This window comes from Chitinophaga ginsengisegetis (genome assembly GCF_900168065.1).
Classification (GTDB): domain Bacteria; phylum Bacteroidota; class Bacteroidia; order Chitinophagales; family Chitinophagaceae; genus Chitinophaga; species Chitinophaga ginsengisegetis.
In genome coordinates this window covers 159,161-177,932 of the sequence record NZ_FUZZ01000004.1, presented here as the reverse complement: position 1 = coordinate 177,932, position 18,772 = coordinate 159,161, and the positions used below count along the sequence as shown (strand labels likewise).

Genomic DNA, 18,772 nt, shown 5'->3' with positions numbered 1-18,772 from the left:
CACGTACCACCAAATGTTTATAAGACGATCTACCGCACTGGTTATAATTTTATTGGCAGCATTGGGTTTACCCGCATTGGCACAGCCTTCACCTGTATGGAACGCAGCCGACATAAAACTGCAATTAAAAAAGTTAGATACGCTGGGAAGCGTATTATACATTGCCGCCCATCCGGACGATGAAAATACCCGTTTGCTAGGTTACCTGGCAAAGGAAAAACTATATCGCACCGGCTACCTGTCGCTCACCCGCGGTGATGGCGGGCAAAACCTGGTAGGTAACGAACAGTCAGAATTACTTGGCCTGATCCGCACGCAGGAACTGCTGGCAGCACGCCGCATCGATGGAGCGGAACAGTTCTTTACCCGCGCGCAGGACTTCGGCTTCTCCAAAAATCCACAGGAAACATTTACCATCTGGAACCGGGAACAGATCCTGGGAGATGTAGTATATATGATCCGTAAATTTCAACCGGATGTGATCATCTGCCGCTTCCCGGCCGATAGTCGCGCCGGGCACGGACACCATACCGCTTCGGCCATGCTGGCGGAAGAAGCGTATAGCGCCGCCGCCGATCCAAAACGCTTTCCGGAACAGTTAAAAGTGGTGAAACCCTGGCAGGCCAAACGGATCCTCTGGAATACCTTCAGCTTTGGCAACGTAAACACTACTTCCGACGACCAGTTTAAAATAGACGTAGGCGCTTACAACCCATTGCTCGGAAAAGGCTTCGGGGAAATAGCCGCTGAAAGCCGCTCCCAGCACAAGAGCCAGGGATTTGGCGTACCGGCATCCCGCGGTACCTCGCAGGAATACTTCCTGACTATTAAAGGCAACACACCAAAAAACAGCTTACTCGACGATATCAATACCAGCTGGACAAGGATTTCCGGCGGCGCTAAAGTAGGCGCCCTTGTAGACGCCGCACTGGCCGCTTACAACATGGAAGATCCTGCCGCTTCCGTACCAGCCCTGCTGGAAATACGCAGTGCCATCCAGGCTTTACCCGAAGGATACTGGCGCAATCTCAAACTGAAAGAAACCGAGCAACTGATCTATGCCTGCGCAGGCTTATGGGCGGAGGCTTACAGCACATCGCCCACCGTAGTGCCCGGAACCAATATGGAAGCTACCGTGCAGCTGATCAACAGGAGCCCGGTAAAAATAACATTGGATAAGATTGATCTGCCCGGCAACATCAACGCCGGCGATCCGCAACCACTGGCCTTCAATAAATTTACCAGCATCTCCAAAACATTGCAGGTACCCGCCAACACACCGGAGTCGCAACCTTATTGGCTGGCCTACGCACACCCGGTAGGCACATACATCATCAATGATCCGTTGCTGATAGGCAACCCGGAGAATATTCCTGCACTGCAGGCGCAAATCCATCTTACTATCGGCGGACAACCATTTACCATTGCACGCGCCTTACAATATAAATACACCGACCCGGTAAAAGGAGAACTATACCAGCCGCTGGTAATAGCGCCACCGGTAGTGGCCGATCTCAGCAACCAGGTATATATTTTTACAGATACCAAAGCACAGTCGGTGCCGGTGAAGCTCCGCGCCATGGCCGATAACACACAGGGAACGGTACGCCTGCAATTACCCGCCGGCTTTACCGACGGCAACAGCCAGCCCTTCAGCTTAAAACAGAAAGGGGATGAGGTGGAACTCCGGTTTGATATCAAGCCGGTTAAAGGAGTAGCAGAAAATCATGCAGATACTTTTACCGTTGTAATGACCTGTAACGGTAAAGAATATACGCAAAGCCTGCAACAGATCCGCTACGATCATATTCCCGTAATCACCCTATTCCCTCCGGCGCAGGCCAGGCTGGTATCCGTTAACCTGAAACATAACGGCAACCGCCTCGGATATATCCCCGGCGCCGGCGATATGGTGGCGGCATCGCTCCGCCAGGTAGGATACGATGTAACCGAGCTGGGCGAAAAAGATATCATGAATGGCAGCCTGCAACAATATGATGCCATTATCACCGGTGTGCGCGCTTATAACGTAAACGCACGTATGAAATACTGGCAGCCAAAGCTGATGGAATATGTAAATAACGGCGGCAAACTGGTGATCCAGTACAACGTGAATGGCCCGCTGGTAACCGGTAACCTGGGACCGTATCCGTTCGGCCTGTCGCGCGACAGGGTAACAGATGAAAATGCTGCGGTAACCTTTAATAACCCGAAAGACCCGGTGCTGCATTATCCAAATGAAATTACCGCCGCCGATTTTAACGGATGGGTACAGGAAAGAGGATTATATTACACGGCTAATGCCGACAAAGCATATGATAAGCCTTTCAGCATGAACGACAAAGGAGAAGGCCCGCTCGATGGATCTACCCTCGTTGCCCGCTATGGCAAAGGATGTTATGTATATACCGGCTTATCATTTTTCAGGCAGCTGCCAGCCGGCGTACCCGGCGCCTATCGTTTATTTGTAAACCTGATTTCTGTAAAATAGGGGATGAAAGAAAATGAGTAAGAAGCATCAACAAAATCGTCCCAGGCTGAAGATCGCTGCCGGCTTTTGTATTATCCTCGGCTTGCTGATAGGATTTACCATCAAGCGCGTACAGGTGGGATTGATCATTGGTATTGCACTGGGACTCTTGACCAGCAGTATGTGGACTAAAAGCAATTCAAACGATTAAGCTATGGCAGCAGATAACCTGCAGGAAGAAAAACCGCCGTTGTTTCCATCATGGGGGTGGTGGTACGTATTGGTAATAGCCTGGTTGCTGTTACTGGTAGTACTCTTCTACTTATTCACCAAAACATTTTCATGAGTCCTTTAGATTGGATGGTACTGATTGGTACCCTCACTGTAATTATATTTTATGGTGTCTGGAAAAGCCGTGGCCAGCGAAACATGGAAAGTTATTTCCTGGATAACCAGTCTATGCCCTGGTACATCATTCTGCTGTCGATCATTGGTACCCAGGCCAGCGCTATTACCTTTATATCAGCGCCCGGCCAGGCTTATACGGACGGAATGCGCTTTGTACAATATTACTTCGGCTTGCCCCTGGCAATGGTAGTGCTTTGTATTACGTTTGTTCCCATCTTCCATAAACTGAAAGTATATACGGCTTATGAATTCCTGGAGCAACGGTTTGATCTGAAAACACGTACCCTCGCGTCTTCATTATTCCTGATCCAACGCGGTTTATCAACCGGTATCAGCATCTGCGCACCTTCTATTATCTTGTCGTCCTTACTGGGCTGGAACCTGTACTGGACAAATATGATCATGGGCGGATTGCTGATCATTTATACCGTGGCGGGCGGTACCCGCGCAGTGGCCTACACACAAACGTTCCAGCTGGCCATCATCTTTGGTGGTATGTTCCTCGCAGGCTGGATGGTAGTGCACCTGTTACCGGCGGATATTGGTTTTAAACAGGCGTTGCAGGTATCCGGTAAAATGGATAAGCTGAATGTGATTGTGACGAAATTCGACTGGCAGGATAAATACAATATCTGGAGCGGGGTGATAGGAGGGTTCTTCCTGGCGTTATCGTACTTCGGTACGGATCAGTCGCAGGTAGGCCGGTACCTTACTGCGAAATCGATAAAAGAAAGCCGTATGGGCCTGCTGATGAATGGACTGGTAAAGGTGCCCATGCAATTCCTGATCCTGCTGATAGGCGCCCTGGTATTTGTTTTTTACCTGTATTTCCGTGCGCCCATTTTCTTTAATGAAGCACAACTGGCAAGGGTGCATAAAACCGAACAGGGGCCGGCGCTGCAGAAGCTGGAAGACCAGTACAATGAACTGGGTTCGTTGAAACAGCAGCAGGTAAGGCAACTGGCCGCTGCGCTGGAAACAGGCAACCACGCACAAATTGCCTCCGCAAAAAAAGCATTGCAGCAAACGGATGATCAGTCGCAGGAGGTAAGAACGGAAGCATTGTCGCTCATCAAAGAATCGGACCCCACTGCAGATACCAACGATACCAACTATATATTCCTTCATTTCGTGGTGAACAGTTTGCCGAAAGGACTGGTGGGATTACTGATTGCCATCATCTTCCTGGCCGCATGGGGCAGTATTGCTGCGGCGCTGAATTCGCTGGCGTCTACCACGGTGATAGATGTGTACAAAAGATTGTACAACGAGCATGCATCAGAAGAGCATTATCTCAAAATATCCAAACTGTGGACATTGATCTGGGGTGTATTCTGTATCCTGGTGGCGCAGTTTGCGGGGAGCCTGGGTAGTTTGATAGAAGTAGTAAATGTACTGGGTTCCTGGTTTTACGGGGTGATCCTGGGTATTTTCATGGTGGCTTTTTACCTGAAGCGGGTAGGCGGCACGGCTACTTTCTGGGCGGCTATTATCGGGGAAATAGTGGTGTTGGTGATTTACTGGACCGGTACGGTGTCTTTCCTCTGGCTTAATGCGATTGGTTGTATGCTGGTGGTATTGCTGGGTTGGATCTTCCAGTATTTTGTTAAAGAGAAAGTAATAAAAGAGATATAAAATAAAAGCTATTACAGCAGATAGGATCCGCTGTAATAGCTTTGTGCTTATTTTAAGGTAGCCAGTAACTTTTTGTTCAACGTTACATAGTCGTCGTTTTTAGCAGTAGTAGCCAGTTCTATTGACTTCTGTGCTGCTTCTTTTGCTACTTTCACATTTTTAGCTTTCGCATTGATGCGGGCTTTCTGATACCATACCCAAAAAGCGTCGGGGCTTTGTGTAGCAGCCTCATTGATCCATTCTACCGCTTTGTTGATGTCTTTACCATTTTCATAGTAATATACGGCTGCCTGGAAGTAAGGTTTCTTTTCGGCGTTCTGCATGGCATCGTTGATCTGTGCGGTAATTTTATCGTCGATGTCCGCTTTGATCACTACGGGTACTTTGGTTTTATCCCAGCTGAGGGCCAGTACCACGGAGTTGGAACGTACATTTTCAAATCCGATGGTAAAGCTTTCCTGGCTGAAAGGAGTGGCAACGGGTTTTACGTTTACACGGGCTACATCGTTTTCAGGTTTGTAAGCGGCGGGGCTGGTTACATCGAGGCTGCTGGTCAGGATAACGGTCCATGACTGTGCGCCGGGGATAGAAAGTAAACCATATTTACCAGCTTTCACGGGTACGCCGCCAAAAGTTACATCTTCTCCGAAGGTAACGGTGGTAGCGCTGTTGGCGCCGGTTCTCCAAACTTTACCATAAGGCACCAGGTCGCCCATGATTACACGGCCGTTTTTCAGCGGACGGGAGTAGCTCAGCTCTATATTGGATAAAGCGAAGTCCTGTTTAATGGTTTGCGTAGGACTTGGCGCAGGCATTTTAATGCCCTGGGCCAGGGTAGTGCCGGCATACAACAGCAGCATAGCGCCAGCTGTAGCGGCAAAGGTTCTGATAGTACTCATATTTGGTGGGTATTTAAAACTATTCTATTAATCCGTTACGGAATGCATACAGTACCAGGCCAACGCTGTTTTTAACGTTGATTTTTTCCAGTAGTTTTTGACGGATACCCTCTACAGTGCGGGGGCTCAGGAAAATCTGTTCAGAAATTTCCTGGGTAGTCAGTTCATTGCAGATCAGCTTCAGTACTTCCTGCTCCCGGTCATTGAGCTGGATTTCGTTTTTGAGTGTTGGCTTAAATTGTTGTTTGTTTTTGTGTAATACTTTTTTAAGCAGTGCCAGGTTTACGTTATCATTAAAGTAAAATCCTTTTTCAAAGGTGGTACAGATGGCTTCATAGATCTCTTCCGGTTCCGCGTTTTTCAACAGGTAGGCGTTGGCGCCGTTTTCCACCAGGTGTACAATGAAGTTGTCGTCTTCGTACATGGTGAGTATAATGATCTTTACGTCAGGATACTTTTCCTTTACCTTAATGGTAGCTTCGATGCCATCCATATTAGGCATTTTAAGATCCATCAGAATAACATCCGGTTGTTGTGTTTCCATGATCTGCAGCAGATGCAGGCCGTCGTCGGCTTCAAAAACGAAGCTGATATTTTCATAAGGAATCAGTGTGTTTATGACTCCACTGCGGAAGATCTTGTGATCATCAGCAATGGCCACTTTTATGTGTGCCATAGGTGGACAGTTAGAAGATTTGCTATTATTTTATTTAGAATAAATTACTATGAGTCATGTCGTTACAAGCGGGTTCAACACAACCGGATGGCAATTTAGTAATAAAACAACATAAGTATCAACTATTCTGTGCAGGTGACTGATAATTCTCTACACTTATCGTAGCAATGGTACCTTGTGGTGTTCCGGGAGTGAAGTTAATGTTTCCACCGATAATATTGAGGCGGCTTTCAATATTTTTAAGTCCCAGGCTGCCGGTTTTGGTACGGGAAGCGGCCAGCGACGTTAGTAAAGCGCCGTTTCCATTGTCTTCCACGGTGAGGGTAAGCAGGGAAGGAGTGGTTTGATAAGTGATCAGTACTTCTGTTGCCTGTGCATGTTTCAGGATGTTATTGATGAGTTCCTGTACTACGCGGTATACATTCAGTGCCTTCTCACGGTCGACGGTTTGCCCGTTGCCGGCAGTTTTAAAAGCTATTTTTACCTGCTTGTTTTTGTTCATCAGGTTGCAGAAGGAGTCCAGCGCATGTGCCAGGCCCAGGTTTTCCAACGCCTGGGGGTGCAGGCTTTGGGAGATGAACCGCAGTTGTTGTATAATGGTGTCTGTGAAGTCTTTGGTTTCCTTAAGCCGCTCTGTTTCGCCGTTGCCGGTTTTCAGCAGTGGCTGCAGGCCGCCCAGGTTGAGTTTCAGTACGGATAGCTGGGCGCCCACTTCGTCGTGCAGGTCTTCCGCAATACGTTTGCGTTCCTGTTCCTGTCCCTGGAGTACTGCGATGAGGCGTTCCCGTTGGAGCTGGAGGTCCTTGTCACGTATATCAAGTTTATGTTGGATAACCATTTTTTGTTGGAGCATTACCAGCAATATCACGATGACTCCCAGCATTAACATTACTGTAGTACCAATTACAATAACATCAATAATTCGCATGTTTTAGTTTTTTGATCTTAGAGAACCCAATATAAAGAAGAATCATTGATATCATTCCAACAATATAATTGATACTCAATATTGCGATGGTCATCCCCATTCTGGCTATTCCTGTGGTGAAAAGCGCCTGCAGGTGGTTATAGCTGATGCAAAATAGAAATTCGGTACAGGCAAAGATGAAGATCCCTGAATTATACCAGAATATTGGTAAAGAATCAATGTATATCGATTTTTCAATAAGATTCCTGTCTCTGAGCAGTTGTAAAAAGAGATAAAGACCATAGGTAAGTACTACAAGCTGCTTCACTCCCGATGAAATGGAGTTAAATGCGCGGACCCCCTCTATGAAAAACAGGTCAAATATAAATATCGCCAGTAACAGGAAAGGCATATACTTTACAATGCTTTTCATAGTGGGGTTAGAAATATTCCGGTAGTAAAATACAGAGAGGATCGCAAACTGGATGAAGTGCATAAGGCTGAAAAACCACATGTTATTCCCGATATACCGTTGTACAAGAACAGACCCTCCGGCAAAGACAATACAGCTTACTATATAAAAAAGCAGGCACCTGGATGAAAAATTCAGGGACTTATAATTTAAAAGGAAGGGGATCAAGACCAGTGCTTCGACCCCCACCATGCTGTAAAAAATAGTATAAAATAAAGTTACATTCACGAGATGGCTGTGTTGATGATATTATTTATCACTTATCCTTTTCCTCCTGGTTTTGAGCAATATTCGGGGCATGGTAGTCCTGAATCAAGAATTTTCGCCATAGCGCCTTTGGACACTACGCCACCAGGGCCGGCATTGGTGGTTTCAGTAGGGAGTATATCATTGCCCTCTTCATCTACCGCTACCAGGATCATCTTCTTCTCCTTTATTCCATCTCCGTCGGTATCTACCTTAATACCATAATAGATCCTTAAAGCAGTTGCGCCGGGCTGGTCAAGCAACTCAATAATTTTATCCTTACCAAAACACATCGCCTTAACATGGGTACCAAAGGATTTCTGATTTACATGATCCTCATCGTGATTTTTTGTAAGGGTGACCATTTCTTCAAGTGAAATGAAAGCGCCGGTATCCGAAGGGATCGGCCTTTTTGGAAAATCATTCATAGTGGGTAAGTTTTAGTTTGCTGTAAAATTATTATAAATAATTGCATATACAATCCGGCCATTGACGGGTAATATAAGCCGCAACTGCGTTTTTACGCAGGGGGAATGCGGTGTGCTATTGGCTTTCCGCGATTTTATGGATCTCCATACGCATACCGGATTACGTATCCGCCACTTCAAAATGCGTATTTATACGCATCACTTTTTGCATACCAGGAAACGGCTAAAAGGTGGGTACCGTATTTCCCTTCCTCCTTTTGCGTAGTTCTACGTAAAGCTTTTTTTCAGTTGTTAAACGCTTGACTGCTCCTTTAAAGTTCTCAATCTTTGTATTGTCAACCGGCTTTAAATCTATTGTCCTCAGAAAAGTTCAAAGTAATTGGCCTTTCTACCATGTTTGTTTTTTTCGGTTAGTATTATGCAGAATCAATTCATCAGGTGATGCTCGTTAACCCCTTTTTTTTTTCTTTAAAAAAAATAAAATTATGAGTTACCTATTAATCGGAAACATCTCTGCACTTATTTGTAACGATTGCGTAGAGCCCCTGGCCAATGCGCGTATCCGGGTTTACCTGCCTGCTGTATTGCAGGCGGCAGATCAGCCCCACGGAATTTTTAACGACATGAAACCACTGTCGGCCCGGGAAGTACTGATGAAGGCCGACAGGTTACTGGCGGAAGCCACCCTGGATGAAAAAGGCAACTTCAGTCTCCAGTGGAAGGAAGTACACCTCTTCACTGAAGCATTGGAACTGGATCTGTGCCTGGATCAGCTGCCCGGAAAAAACGGCACGAAACAGTCCCGCAATTTCCACCTGAGCAAACTGGTGCTGCACTGGAAACGTAACAGCGGCGGTTATGTAGGCGCCTATGCTTATGTTATTCCGGCCGCCACCTGGCATAATATATACGCCAACGCCGGCGCCTGGGTGATCACCGGACTGGTAAAACCACACATGGCGGCGTCAGGACAACCACACCTGAAAGTAGAAGCCTATAATGCCCTCACCGGTAAGCTCATCGGGCAGGCGCATACCAACGAGGTAGGCCGCTACACCCTTCACTTTTCAAGACAGCACCTTGCAAACGGTGTCATGCACTCCCTCATCCCCGGCCGCAGGAACCTGGGACCGGATGTATATTTCAAAGTTTACAGGAACAACGAGTTGCTGTGGGCGGAAGACGAAAAGATGGCCCGTATGCCTAACCGGCAAGACCTGGGCCCCTGCAGCAACGTAAATATAATTTACCGGTCGTCCCGGGTGAAACGCGCCTCCGACCAGCTTGGCAACTGGTTCAGTGATGTGATCACCCTCACCAGTCAGAAGAGAAAGAAGAGTGATAAATACCGCTTGCTAACCCATAGCTTATTGTAACAAGATTGTTTGTGTATACCTTCCTTATCATGGCAAAAACTACCCGATTGTTTGTGACCTTCTAACAGCAGAAATGAAACAGCTACCTTTCCCCGGTAGCTGTTTTCGTTTAAACGCTCAAAACCGGGGATGAAAACGCATCAGGGTATCTCTTAAATATTCCCTGTCCAGGTGGGTATAGATCTCTGTGGTGGTAATACTCTCATGTCCCAGCATTTCCTGAACGGCGCGGAGGTCGGCGCCACCTTCCACCAGGTGGGTGGCAAAGGAGTGCCGGAAAGTATGGGGCGATACATTTTTATGAATACCCGCTTTTTGGGTCAGCTCCTTTATAATAAGGAAGATCATCACCCGGCTCAGTGCGCCGCCGCGGCGGTTGAGAAATAGGGTATCTTCCTCGCCGTGCTTAACGGGCAGCGCTATACGAACATTTCTCCGGTAAATATCTATTTGCCGCATGGCGTCTTTCCCGATAGGCACCATCCTTTCCTTGTTGCCTTTCCCGATTACCCGGATAAATCCCACATCCATATGGAGCTGGGTGATCTGGAGGTTAATTACCTCGCTTACCCGCAGCCCGCAGCTGTACATGGTTTCAAGGATGGCTTTATTCCGGTGCCCCTCGGCGGTGTCCAGCGGTATCTGGGCAATGATCTTTTCAATCTCTTCAAAGGTGAGTACGTCGGGCAGCTTGCGTAAAATCTTCGGGGCTTCGAGTAGTTGGGTGGGATCGTCATGGGCCATGTCTTCCAGCAGGAGGAACTTGTAAAAGGCTTTGAGGCCGGAAATAGTCCTGGCCTGGGAGCTGGCAGTCATCCCCAGTTTGGCGATCCATTGTACACAATCCTGCAGGTCTTCAAAAGTCACGTCCTGGGGCCGGAGTTTTTCTTTTCCGTGAGCGAGGAGGTATTGCTCCAGTTTCTCCACGTCTCTTACATATGCTTCCACGGAGTGGTCGGACATGGACCGCTCCAATCTTAAATAGCCTTTAAATAGTTTCCGGAATGATTCCCACATGCCGGCAAGTTAAATGCTTTTTTACAAAACTACGGTAACGGCTATCCGGGAAAATATCTTTAAAGTGGTAAAATAATACCAGTAAAAACGGGTGTTTTTAGAGATAAAAAGAGGGGAGTGGTTTTACTTAAAGTAAGATGATGATGTTTTGTTATAATTGATTGATAATGATATTTTTATTGAGATATAAAAAATGCTGGTTTTTACGTTTGGAACGATCTTTTTTGCCTGTTTTCAGGTATCATATTTTTATTAAAAATCATGTGATTGCGCCTTTTTGGCAGTTTTATCTTCTTGTTTAAAGTAATACTTTGTTAGAATTACATAAGTTATTTAAAATGAACTACATAACAAATAAAAAAGGTCAGCCTCAACGAAGCTGACCTTTGTGGTAATGATTTTGCCAATCAGTACTAGAATTTCTCCAGACCGCTGAAGAAGAAGTTACCTTCTATAGCAGCGTTCTCATCAGAGTCGGAACCATGAACCGCGTTGCGGCCGATAGACTCTGCGTATTTTTTACGGATGGTACCTTCCTCTGCATTGGCAGGATTGGTAGCACCGATCAGTTTGCGAAAATCTTCTACGGCGTTGTCTTTCTCCAGGATAGCCGCTACGATATGGCCGCTGCTCATGAATTCTACCAGTTCACCGTAAAAAGGTCTTTCCGCATGTACTGCATAAAACTCACCTGCTTTAGCAGTAGATAACTGCGTCATTTTCATGGCTACGATGCGGAAACCTGCAGCGTTGATCATGTTTAAAATGCCGCCAATGTGCCCGTTTGCTACTGCATCAGGCTTGATCATAGTAAATGTTCTGTTGCTCATATAATGTTTAATTCCGAATTACAGATTAGGCCGCAAAAGTAATTACATTTTCTTTAGTGGTAAAAAATTTTGAAATTCTGGCTCAAATAAAGATCTTCGCACTTCGTTTTCTGTTTCAACCACTTGTTGTGATTGGAAATCAACTCTTAACATTACAGTTTTTTAATGAAGCCGATCGAGGAAATTAAGCCTTTGCTGGAGAGCCCTAAGAAAGTGGTGATTACGATGCACCAGAAGCCGGACGCGGATGCGATGGGATCTTCCTTAGCAATGTATCACTACTTAGTACAGAAAGGGCATCAGGTAACTGTAATCTCACCTACAAATTTTCCGGATTTCCTGAAGTGGATGCCAGGCGCGGACGACGTGATTGACTACGAATCCTCTATGGATCGGGCCATTCAGGCACTGGAAGGCATTGATCTCCTGTTTTGCCTGGACTTCAACGCCCTCTACCGCACCAAAAATCTGGCGCCCCACCTGGAAAAACTGGACTGTATCAAAATTCTGATAGATCACCATCTGGAGCCACAGCCCAGCTTTGACTACGGGGTGAGCGATACAAAAGCCAGCTCCACCGCCCAATTAGTTTATGAAACTATATATAAATTGGGAGATGAGCAGTATATTAACCTCGAAATTGCACAGTGCATTTATGCCGGCACTGTAACAGATACAGGATCTTTCCGCTTTGCATCTACCTCTGCTGCTGTACACCGTATGGTGGCCGACCTGATGGAAAGAGGACTGAAACATGAGGTGATCCACCAGGCGATCTATGATAACTTCCTGGAAAACCGCCTGCGCTTCCTCGGACATAGTCTGCTGAACCGCATGGAAGTGTTCTATGAATATAATACCGCCATGCTGGCCATCCCGTATTCCGATCTTAAACGGTTCGACCTCCAGACCGGAGATACCGAAGGACTCGTGAATTTCCTGTTATCCATACAGGGCATCAAGATGGCCGCTTTGATCATTGACCGCAATTCGGAAGTGAAATTGTCGTTCCGCTCCAAAGGCGACTTCGACGTAAATACCTTCGCCCGCAAATATTTCGACGGGGGAGGGCATTTCAACGCTTCAGGAGGGCGCAGCACCGATCCGCTGGAAAAAACAGTGGACCGCTTTATCAAAGCCGTGGAAGAGAACGAAGACCTGTTACAATAAACTGTAAATAAAGTATTTCAACCTACTAATACAATCAAATGAAAAAAAACAATCAGTTTTTAGTTGCAACTGCGGCTTTAGGCTTTCTTTTAGCCAGTTGCGGTACAGGTGTTAAAAAAACACCGGGCGGTATTGAGTATATCGTTCACAAATCCGGCAGCGGAGCACAACTGAAATTAGGCGATACTGCCCTGGTGAATGTTACCCAGCGTATCAATGACTCCCTGCTGGGCGATTCCCGTAAAATGGTAGGTGCTGCGATTCCGGTGCTGGTGGCAAAACCACAGAACAAGTACGATCTGATGGAAGGTATTGCTCTCCTCCACGAAGGTGATAGCGCTACTTTTATCATTCCATGGGATTCATTACCAGCTCAGGAGCGTCCTCCATTTGGTAAAAAAGGTGATAAACTGAAAATCACTTTCGCGGTAGAAAACAAATACTCTGCTGCTGCCCAGAAAGAAAAAGACGAAAAACTCATTAAAGAGTACCTGGATAAAAACAAGATCAACGCCACTAAAAACGCTGAAGGCGTTTACGTAGCAGTAACCCAGGAAGGTACAGGCAGTACACCTAATCCAGGTGATACCGTTTATGTACACTACACTGGTAAACTCACCACCGGTAAAGTATTTGATTCCAGCCAGGATTCAACTATGCGCCCAGGTATGCCCTTAGAACCAATTAAATTCCCTATCGGCCGCGGTTTCGTGATCAAAGGCTGGGATGCTGGTTTAAGCGGCCTGAAAAAAGGTTCCAAAGCTACCCTGGTAATTCCTTCTGTACTGGCTTATGGCTTACAGGGAAGTCCTCCGGTAATTCCTGGAAACTCTATCCTTGTATTTGATGTACAACTGGTAGACATTAAAGCAGGTGCTCCGGCTCCGGCTCAACCAATTACGCCAACTCCAGGTAAGTAATTATTACAACATAAAAAGAAAGCCCCCTGCCGTTTGGCAGGGGGCTTTCTTTTTATGCAGTTTCTTCAGGTCCACCTCATCGCCAGGGATGAAGCGTAGATAAAGCGTACATGAAGCGTAGATAAAGCGTGTTTAAAGTATCAGGCGTACCCGTCTATCAGCACCTCGTACAATTTCACTTTCAGGTCTTCCAGTGATACATCCTGGGTAAGCACCCCATCGATCGCATAAGACACCGTACCCCTTTCTTCAGAAACAATGATCGCCAGGTTATCGCTATGCTCTGTAATCCCTACGGCCGACCGGTGGCGCAACCCGATACGGGTAGGCAGGTTCGGATTCTCCGATACCGGCAGGATCACTTTGGCCGCCAGGATCTTATTACCCACAATAATCAGCGCGCCATCGTGCAGCGGGCTGTGCTTCTCAAAAATACTTTCAATCAGCTTTGCACTCACGTTCCCATCGATAGGAATACTGGACGCAGAATCAAATTTCAACCGGTAGGTGGTGGCAATCACCATCAAAGCCCCGGTAAAGGTGCTCTGCATCCGGCTTACTGCCACAATAATTTCATTAATAATGTTTTCTTCTTCTTTATAACTCTTAAACTTATCAGGCAGGAACAACTTGGTTAAAAAACTATCCTTGCTCAAGGGGGTTTTCTTGCCCAGCACCAGCAGGAACTTCCTGATCTCCGGCTGGAAGATGATAATGATCGCAATGATACCAACGTTAATAAAGTTCTGCAGGATAATAGTGAGGATAGGCATCTTCAATGCCCTCACCAGGAAATACGCTGCATATACCATTAACAGGCCTACGAAAATATTAAAAGCAAGACTACCCTTTAATAAACGATACAACTGAATGATTAAAAAAACAACAATCAGCAGGTCCAGAAGATCCAGCCATCGAAACTCAACTCCATAAAATTCTATTACTTCCTTCATAGTTGTAAAAATAGCAAGATTAAATTATCCATTCATTTTCTCCATAATCCTTACCGCTTCCACAGCGGCTTTTACATCGTGTACCCTTAATATATGTGTGCCCTGTTGCAAGGCAATGGTGTTTAATACGGTGGTGCCGTTCAAGGCTTCGGCAGGGGTTATGTTCAGCAGTTTATAGATCATCGACTTACGGGAAATACCCGTCAGCACAGGTACGCCAAGTATATCGTAAAACAGGCGCAGGTTTTTCAGCAAGGCATAGTTATGGTCAATTGTTTTTCCAAAGCCAAATCCCGGGTCAGCAATAAAGTCTTTTATACCTGCAGCACGGCAGGCCGCCAGCTTTTCCTTCAGGTAATCCAGTACATCGGCAACCACATCTTCATACTGCGGATTTTGTTGCATAGTAGCAGGTTTGCCCTGCATGTGCATCGCAATATAAGGCACCTGCAGCGTACCAACAACCGGAATCATAGCCGCATCCATATCCCCGGCGCTTACATCATTAATAATAGCGGCGCCGGCATGTACTGCTTTCTCTGCCACCGCAGCATACCATGTATCTACAGATATAATGGCAGCAGGATATTTATTCAGAATGGCATGGATAGCAGGAATCAGCCGGTGCATCTCTTCTTCCGGTCCCACCATCTCCGCACCCGGCCGGGTACTCTGCGCGCCCAGATCCAGTATGGCGGCGCCTTCCTCCAGGTGTTGTTTCGCTTTCTCCATCACCTGGTGCAGCTCATGCATGCGGTTGCCCTCATAAAAGGAATCGGTGGTAACATTGATAATACCCATTACAGCAGGAGTAGCCAGGGATAACAATTGGCCCCTGCAATTTATTACCGGTGAAGATGTTGTTGTCGGGATATGGTGTGGTTTCATTTGAATGCGTTAAGAAGTTGCTCCTGAATTTTCACATAGTTCCGGCCTTTTACCTGAAATTCTTTATTTTGCCTGCAAATCTAAGAAGGAAAATCAATCATTTCCGAATTTAGGAATTTAGACGTTCAATTTCAGAAATAGATTTGACGCGCTGTCAACTCACTTTCAGATACGCTCATCAATTTCCCGGAGAGGTAAACCCTGATTGTTCTTATCTTCACGGATCACTTAACCATTAAACTATTTTATGAAGATTATCCTTAACCTGTTACGTATAATCGTTGGGGTGTTATTCATTTTCTCTGGTCTGATTAAAGCCAATGATCCGTTAGGACTCAGCTATAAAATGGAGGAGTTTTTCGAAGTGCTGCATCTCACATTCCTTTCTCCCTATTCGCTGGCATTTTCTATTATCATGAATGCCTTTGAAATTATTGCCGGTGTAGCGGTACTTATCGGCTACCGCATGCGGATCTTTTCCGTACTGCTATTGCTGCTTATTATATTCTTTACTTTCCTCACAGGATATGCGTTGTTCAGTGGTACTATCCGCGAATGCGGCTGCTTTGGCGACTGTATCAAACTCACTGCCGTGGAAACCTTCTGGAAAGATGTGATCCTGCTGGTGATGATCCTCGTTATCTTCTTTTACCGCAATACCATACAGCCGCTCTTTAAAGGAGCCGGTGCAGTATTCCTGCTCTCCGTTTTGTTCGCCTTTGGTATCCAGCGGTACACTTTAAAACACCTGCCGCTCTTTGATTGCCTGCCTTATAAAGTAGGTAATAATATTCCGGAGAAGATGAAACTGCCTCCGGGCGCTACACCAGACGTGTACGAGATGATGTTTATATATGAAAAGAATGGAGAGAAGAAAGAATTTACTGCCGACAACTACCCGTGGTCAGACAGCACCTGGAAGTTTGTAGACCGTAAAGATAAACTGGTGAAGAAAGGAAACGCAGAACCGGCTATCAAGGATTTCATCCTCACTGACCTCGATGGGGTTAACCAAACGGAAGCTATCCTGTCTGAATCCAAACCGGTATATCTCTTCCTGGTACTGAATACCCAAAAGGCCGGCAGCGGTTGGGACGAGAAAATAAAAGCGCTGCAACAGCAATGGAAAAACCAGCAGGTAGTTATATATGGAGTAACCGCTTCTACCAAAGAGGAGATTGCGGCCTTCAAGCAACAACACGGCCTGGAGTTTCCTTTTGTACAGATGGATGGCGTAGCCATTAAAACCGCCGGCAGAAGCAATCCTGCCCTGATCCTGCTGAACAAAGGCACCATTAAAGGGAAGTGGCACTACAATGATATACCATAATAATATATGCTTCGTTTTCTGCTTCGTAAAACCGGATATGGATTGCTGGTACTGCTCGGTGTAGTGGTGCTGGTGTTCTTCCTGTTCAATGTGCTGCCCGGCGATCCGGCGCGGCTTACATTAGGACAGCGGGCCGACGTGGCTTCCCTGGAAAACGTGCGCCGGGAACTGCATCTCGACCAGCCGGTCGGGACGCAGTTCCTGTATTATCTGAACGACCTCCTGCCGGTTGGAATCCACACCCAACAGGAGGCAGATGAAAATCTCCGCTATCTAACGGTAGCGCATATATCAAATGATAAGCTCCTGGTATTGAAAGCACCCTATCTCCGCCGCTCTTACCAGGGCAAAAAACAGGTGTGGGATATTTTAATGGAAGCATTGCCGGGTACCTTGCTGCTGGCAGTAGCGGCAATGGTGTTTGCCACCATCACCGGTATCGCCCTGGGTGTATTATCGGCGGTGAAGCAAAATACCTGGATGGACACCGGCGCCGTGTTCGCCAGCGTGGCGGGCATTTCAGCCCCTTCATTTTTTGCCGGCATCGTGCTGGCTTACCTGTTTGGCTTTGTACTCAGCGATTACACCGGCCTGCATATGTCGGGCAACCTGTTTGATGTAGATCCGTTCAAAGGCAGGGTATTAAACCTGCGCAACCTGGTACTGCCAGCCATTACCCTCGGTATCCGCCCGTTGGCCATCATTGTGCAACTCACCCGTAGCGCCATGCTGGATGTATTGCACCAGGATTATATCCGCACCGCCTATGCCAAAGGGCTTTCCCGGTCTACGGTGATCTGGCGGCATGCGCTGCCCAATGCGCTCAACCCGGTTATTACTGCTATCACCGGCTGGTTTGCCGAACTGCTGGCAGGCGCCTTCTTCGTGGAATACATCTTTGGCTGGAAAGGCATCGGCAAGGTAACCGTGGAGGCGCTGGACAAATTCGACTTCCCCGTTGTGATGGGGGCCATTCTTTTTACGGCCGGCATCTTCGTGATCGTCAACCTCCTGGCCGATCTGCTGTATACGCTCATTGATCCGCGGATCAAACTGGACTAGCGCCCGGCCCATCTCTCAAAAAAAATATCCGCATCTTTGTAACATCTTCTTTTTACAGTCGTCTTCTTTCAAAACGTACTATTCTGCATGTCATTAGATCGATTCCTTACCCAGGTAGTTCCAGTCAGGCAAAAGCTTTACCGCTTTGCTTTCCGCCTGCTGGGCAACGAGGAAGACGCGCAGGATATTACCCAGGATGCCCTCATGAAAGTATGGGACATGCAGGAGAAGATGGCGGAGCTGCAAAACATGGAAGCATGGTGCATGCGCATCACCCGCAACCTGGCCCTGGATAAAATCAAATCCAGGAAATACCGGATGTCTGATGAACTGGACAGGGCAGGAGAGCTGCCGGCAACGCACCAGAAAAGTCCGCATGCGGTAACGGAACAGAATGATGTAATGGAGAAAGTGCATGTGGCCATCAACGGGCTGCCGGAAAAGTACCGCACCATCCTTCAACTGAGGGATATCGACGGACATTCCTACCAGGAGATCGCCGACATACTCGATATAGACATGAACGACGTTAAAGTGAATTTGCACCGTGCCCGTAAAACGGTACGCGAAAAACTACAAAACCTGCAGGTATATGGATTATAAAGAAATCACTGTATTGGTGGAAAAGTATTGGGAAGGAGAAACTACCCTTGAAGAGGAAGCGGTGTTGCGGGATTTTTTCAGTACACCACATCCAGCCCTGCCGGAAGCGTTGCAGGAAGCAGCCCCCTTGTTCGGGTATTTTCACCGGGAGGCGGAAAAAGTATGGGACGCGCCGCCGGTAAAAGTGGTGAAGCTGTCACCCTGGAGGCACTGGATGAAGTATGCAGCCGTCATCATGGTGGCAGTAGGCATTGGCTATGCGCTCAAACAGCACCAGCAGCGTGAGCAGCAGGTACTGGTGGCCTTACAGCAACAGGAAATGAACGATCCGCAGAAAGCGCTGGATGAAACAAAGAAAGCTTTACAACTGCTGGCTAAAAACCTGCACAAAGGCACTTCAAAGATGCAGCAGCTGTCTTATTTCAATGAAGCTACCGCCGTGGTAGAAGGCAAGGAAGACTAACGGCCATTTTAAAACCTGA

At 46.9% G+C, this 18,772-nt stretch carries 20 protein-coding genes; 11 read left to right on the top strand and 9 right to left on the bottom strand.

From position 1 onward, the window contains the following. Nucleotides 1-13 precede the first annotated feature (13 nt). From B5Z18_RS23400 to B5Z18_RS23395, 4 genes are read left to right on the top strand one after another with little or no spacing between them, the layout of a single operon-like run. Nucleotides 14-2,491 (top strand): PIG-L family deacetylase, encoded by a 2,478-nt coding sequence (locus B5Z18_RS23400; RefSeq protein ID WP_079471953.1) that lies wholly within the window; start codon nucleotides 14-16, stop codon nucleotides 2,489-2,491. 13 nt (nucleotides 2,492-2,504) lie between these two features. Then, complete coding sequence (locus tag B5Z18_RS32585) at nucleotides 2,505-2,681, top strand: hypothetical protein (RefSeq protein ID WP_159454401.1); 177 nt, start codon at nucleotides 2,505-2,507, stop codon at nucleotides 2,679-2,681. A 3-nt stretch (nucleotides 2,682-2,684) separates the two neighbouring features. Continuing rightward, nucleotides 2,685-2,816 carry a hypothetical protein gene (locus B5Z18_RS32950; protein WP_262488121.1) on the top strand — a complete coding sequence of 44 codons (132 nt, stop codon included), beginning with the start codon at nucleotides 2,685-2,687 and terminating at the stop codon, nucleotides 2,814-2,816. Next, nucleotides 2,813-4,513 (top strand): sodium:solute symporter family transporter, encoded by a 1,701-nt coding sequence (locus B5Z18_RS23395; RefSeq protein ID WP_079471952.1) that lies wholly within the window; start codon nucleotides 2,813-2,815, stop codon nucleotides 4,511-4,513. Before B5Z18_RS32950 ends, B5Z18_RS23395 begins: the two co-directional genes overlap by 4 nt. 47 nt (nucleotides 4,514-4,560) lie before the next feature. Here B5Z18_RS23395 and B5Z18_RS23390 read toward each other — a convergent pair whose 3' ends face one another. The 5 genes from B5Z18_RS23390 to B5Z18_RS23370 form a co-directional block, all read right to left on the bottom strand. Continuing rightward, complete coding sequence (locus B5Z18_RS23390; RefSeq protein ID WP_079471951.1) at nucleotides 4,561-5,412, bottom strand: DUF2911 domain-containing protein; 852 nt, start codon at nucleotides 5,410-5,412, stop codon at nucleotides 4,561-4,563. A 19-nt stretch (nucleotides 5,413-5,431) separates the two neighbouring features. Next, on the bottom strand, nucleotides 5,432-6,088 hold the full coding sequence (locus tag B5Z18_RS23385) for a response regulator transcription factor (protein ID WP_079471950.1): 657 nt from the start codon (nucleotides 6,086-6,088) through the stop codon (nucleotides 5,432-5,434). Between the two features lie 118 nt (nucleotides 6,089-6,206). Then, nucleotides 6,207-7,016, bottom strand: coding sequence for a sensor histidine kinase (locus B5Z18_RS23380; RefSeq protein WP_079471949.1), 810 nt, complete (start codon nucleotides 7,014-7,016; stop codon nucleotides 6,207-6,209). After that, the gene (locus tag B5Z18_RS23375) at nucleotides 7,003-7,509 is read right to left on the bottom strand and encodes a hypothetical protein (protein WP_133256187.1); all 507 of its coding nucleotides are present in this window, start codon (nucleotides 7,507-7,509) and stop codon (nucleotides 7,003-7,005) included. The genes B5Z18_RS23380 and B5Z18_RS23375 overlap by 14 nt, the downstream gene beginning before the upstream one ends. A gap of 218 nt (nucleotides 7,510-7,727) precedes the next feature. Next, nucleotides 7,728-8,141 (bottom strand): hypothetical protein, encoded by a 414-nt coding sequence (locus B5Z18_RS23370; protein ID WP_079471947.1) that lies wholly within the window; start codon nucleotides 8,139-8,141, stop codon nucleotides 7,728-7,730. 485 nt (nucleotides 8,142-8,626) lie between these two features. Here B5Z18_RS23370 and B5Z18_RS23360 point away from each other — a divergent pair, with 485 nt between their 5' ends. After that, a complete protein-coding gene (locus B5Z18_RS23360; protein WP_079471945.1) occupies nucleotides 8,627-9,517 on the top strand; it encodes a hypothetical protein in 891 nt (296 codons plus the stop codon). A 117-nt stretch (nucleotides 9,518-9,634) separates the two neighbouring features. Here B5Z18_RS23360 and xerD read toward each other — a convergent pair whose 3' ends face one another. Together xerD and B5Z18_RS23350 are read right to left on the bottom strand one after the other, a co-directional pair. After that, complete coding sequence (gene xerD, locus B5Z18_RS23355; RefSeq protein WP_079471944.1) at nucleotides 9,635-10,534, bottom strand: site-specific tyrosine recombinase XerD; 900 nt, start codon at nucleotides 10,532-10,534, stop codon at nucleotides 9,635-9,637. 413 nt (nucleotides 10,535-10,947) lie between these two features. Next, entirely contained in the window at nucleotides 10,948-11,364 is a 417-nt protein-coding gene (locus B5Z18_RS23350) for a nucleoside-diphosphate kinase (RefSeq protein WP_079471943.1), read from the bottom strand. 165 nt (nucleotides 11,365-11,529) lie between these two features. Between B5Z18_RS23350 and B5Z18_RS23345 the strand changes: the two genes are divergently transcribed. Then, complete coding sequence (locus B5Z18_RS23345) at nucleotides 11,530-12,534, top strand: DHH family phosphoesterase (RefSeq protein ID WP_079471942.1); 1,005 nt, start codon at nucleotides 11,530-11,532, stop codon at nucleotides 12,532-12,534. Nucleotides 12,535-12,572: 38 nt separating this feature from the next. Further along, nucleotides 12,573-13,454: an FKBP-type peptidyl-prolyl cis-trans isomerase gene (locus B5Z18_RS23340; protein ID WP_079471941.1), complete on the top strand. Its 882-nt coding sequence runs from the start codon at nucleotides 12,573-12,575 to the stop codon at nucleotides 13,452-13,454. 140 nt (nucleotides 13,455-13,594) lie between these two features. Here B5Z18_RS23340 and B5Z18_RS23335 read toward each other — a convergent pair whose 3' ends face one another. After that, nucleotides 13,595-14,407 (bottom strand): diadenylate cyclase, encoded by an 813-nt coding sequence (locus B5Z18_RS23335; protein WP_079471940.1) that lies wholly within the window; start codon nucleotides 14,405-14,407, stop codon nucleotides 13,595-13,597. 24 nt (nucleotides 14,408-14,431) lie between these two features. Further along, on the bottom strand, nucleotides 14,432-15,295 hold the full coding sequence (gene folP / locus B5Z18_RS23330) for a dihydropteroate synthase (RefSeq protein ID WP_079471939.1): 864 nt from the start codon (nucleotides 15,293-15,295) through the stop codon (nucleotides 14,432-14,434). A gap of 247 nt (nucleotides 15,296-15,542) precedes the next feature. On the opposite strand from folP, the gene B5Z18_RS23325 reads away from it, so the two are divergent. From B5Z18_RS23325 to B5Z18_RS23310, 4 genes are all read left to right on the top strand, one after another. Then, nucleotides 15,543-16,625, top strand: coding sequence for a BT_3928 family protein (locus B5Z18_RS23325; RefSeq protein WP_079471938.1), 1,083 nt, complete (start codon nucleotides 15,543-15,545; stop codon nucleotides 16,623-16,625). A gap of 6 nt (nucleotides 16,626-16,631) precedes the next feature. Next, nucleotides 16,632-17,687, top strand: coding sequence for an ABC transporter permease (locus B5Z18_RS23320; protein WP_079471937.1), 1,056 nt, complete (start codon nucleotides 16,632-16,634; stop codon nucleotides 17,685-17,687). A gap of 87 nt (nucleotides 17,688-17,774) precedes the next feature. Continuing rightward, on the top strand, nucleotides 17,775-18,290 hold the full coding sequence (locus B5Z18_RS23315) for an RNA polymerase sigma factor (RefSeq protein ID WP_079471936.1): 516 nt from the start codon (nucleotides 17,775-17,777) through the stop codon (nucleotides 18,288-18,290). Next, entirely contained in the window at nucleotides 18,280-18,753 is a 474-nt protein-coding gene (locus tag B5Z18_RS23310) for a hypothetical protein (RefSeq protein WP_079471935.1), read from the top strand. Before B5Z18_RS23315 ends, B5Z18_RS23310 begins: the two co-directional genes overlap by 11 nt. Nucleotides 18,754-18,772: the final 19 nt, after the last annotated feature.

Coding starts and splice junctions, on each gene's coding strand:
- B5Z18_RS32585 (WP_159454401.1), top strand. CDS start 2,505: ATGAGTAAGAAGCATCAACAAAATCGTCCCAGGCTGAAGATCGCTGCC.
- B5Z18_RS23400 (WP_079471953.1), top strand. CDS start 14: ATGTTTATAAGACGATCTACCGCACTGGTTATAATTTTATTGGCAGCA.
- B5Z18_RS23325 (WP_079471938.1), top strand. CDS start 15,543: ATGAAGATTATCCTTAACCTGTTACGTATAATCGTTGGGGTGTTATTC.
- B5Z18_RS23395 (WP_079471952.1), top strand. CDS start 2,813: ATGAGTCCTTTAGATTGGATGGTACTGATTGGTACCCTCACTGTAATT.
- B5Z18_RS23340 (WP_079471941.1), top strand. CDS start 12,573: ATGAAAAAAAACAATCAGTTTTTAGTTGCAACTGCGGCTTTAGGCTTT.
- B5Z18_RS23315 (WP_079471936.1), top strand. CDS start 17,775: ATGTCATTAGATCGATTCCTTACCCAGGTAGTTCCAGTCAGGCAAAAG.
- B5Z18_RS23370 (WP_079471947.1), bottom strand. CDS start 8,141: ATGAATGATTTTCCAAAAAGGCCGATCCCTTCGGATACCGGCGCTTTC.
- folP (WP_079471939.1), bottom strand. CDS start 15,295: ATGAAACCACACCATATCCCGACAACAACATCTTCACCGGTAATAAAT.
- B5Z18_RS23350 (WP_079471943.1), bottom strand. CDS start 11,364: ATGAGCAACAGAACATTTACTATGATCAAGCCTGATGCAGTAGCAAAC.
- xerD (WP_079471944.1), bottom strand. CDS start 10,534: ATGTGGGAATCATTCCGGAAACTATTTAAAGGCTATTTAAGATTGGAG.
- B5Z18_RS23310 (WP_079471935.1), top strand. CDS start 18,280: ATGGATTATAAAGAAATCACTGTATTGGTGGAAAAGTATTGGGAAGGA.
- B5Z18_RS23380 (WP_079471949.1), bottom strand. CDS start 7,016: ATGCGAATTATTGATGTTATTGTAATTGGTACTACAGTAATGTTAATG.
- B5Z18_RS32950 (WP_262488121.1), top strand. CDS start 2,685: ATGGCAGCAGATAACCTGCAGGAAGAAAAACCGCCGTTGTTTCCATCA.
- B5Z18_RS23320 (WP_079471937.1), top strand. CDS start 16,632: ATGCTTCGTTTTCTGCTTCGTAAAACCGGATATGGATTGCTGGTACTG.
- B5Z18_RS23345 (WP_079471942.1), top strand. CDS start 11,530: ATGAAGCCGATCGAGGAAATTAAGCCTTTGCTGGAGAGCCCTAAGAAA.
- B5Z18_RS23375 (WP_133256187.1), bottom strand. CDS start 7,509: ATGTGGTTTTTCAGCCTTATGCACTTCATCCAGTTTGCGATCCTCTCT.
- B5Z18_RS23335 (WP_079471940.1), bottom strand. CDS start 14,407: ATGAAGGAAGTAATAGAATTTTATGGAGTTGAGTTTCGATGGCTGGAT.
- B5Z18_RS23390 (WP_079471951.1), bottom strand. CDS start 5,412: ATGAGTACTATCAGAACCTTTGCCGCTACAGCTGGCGCTATGCTGCTG.
- B5Z18_RS23360 (WP_079471945.1), top strand. CDS start 8,627: ATGAGTTACCTATTAATCGGAAACATCTCTGCACTTATTTGTAACGAT.
- B5Z18_RS23385 (WP_079471950.1), bottom strand. CDS start 6,088: ATGGCACACATAAAAGTGGCCATTGCTGATGATCACAAGATCTTCCGC.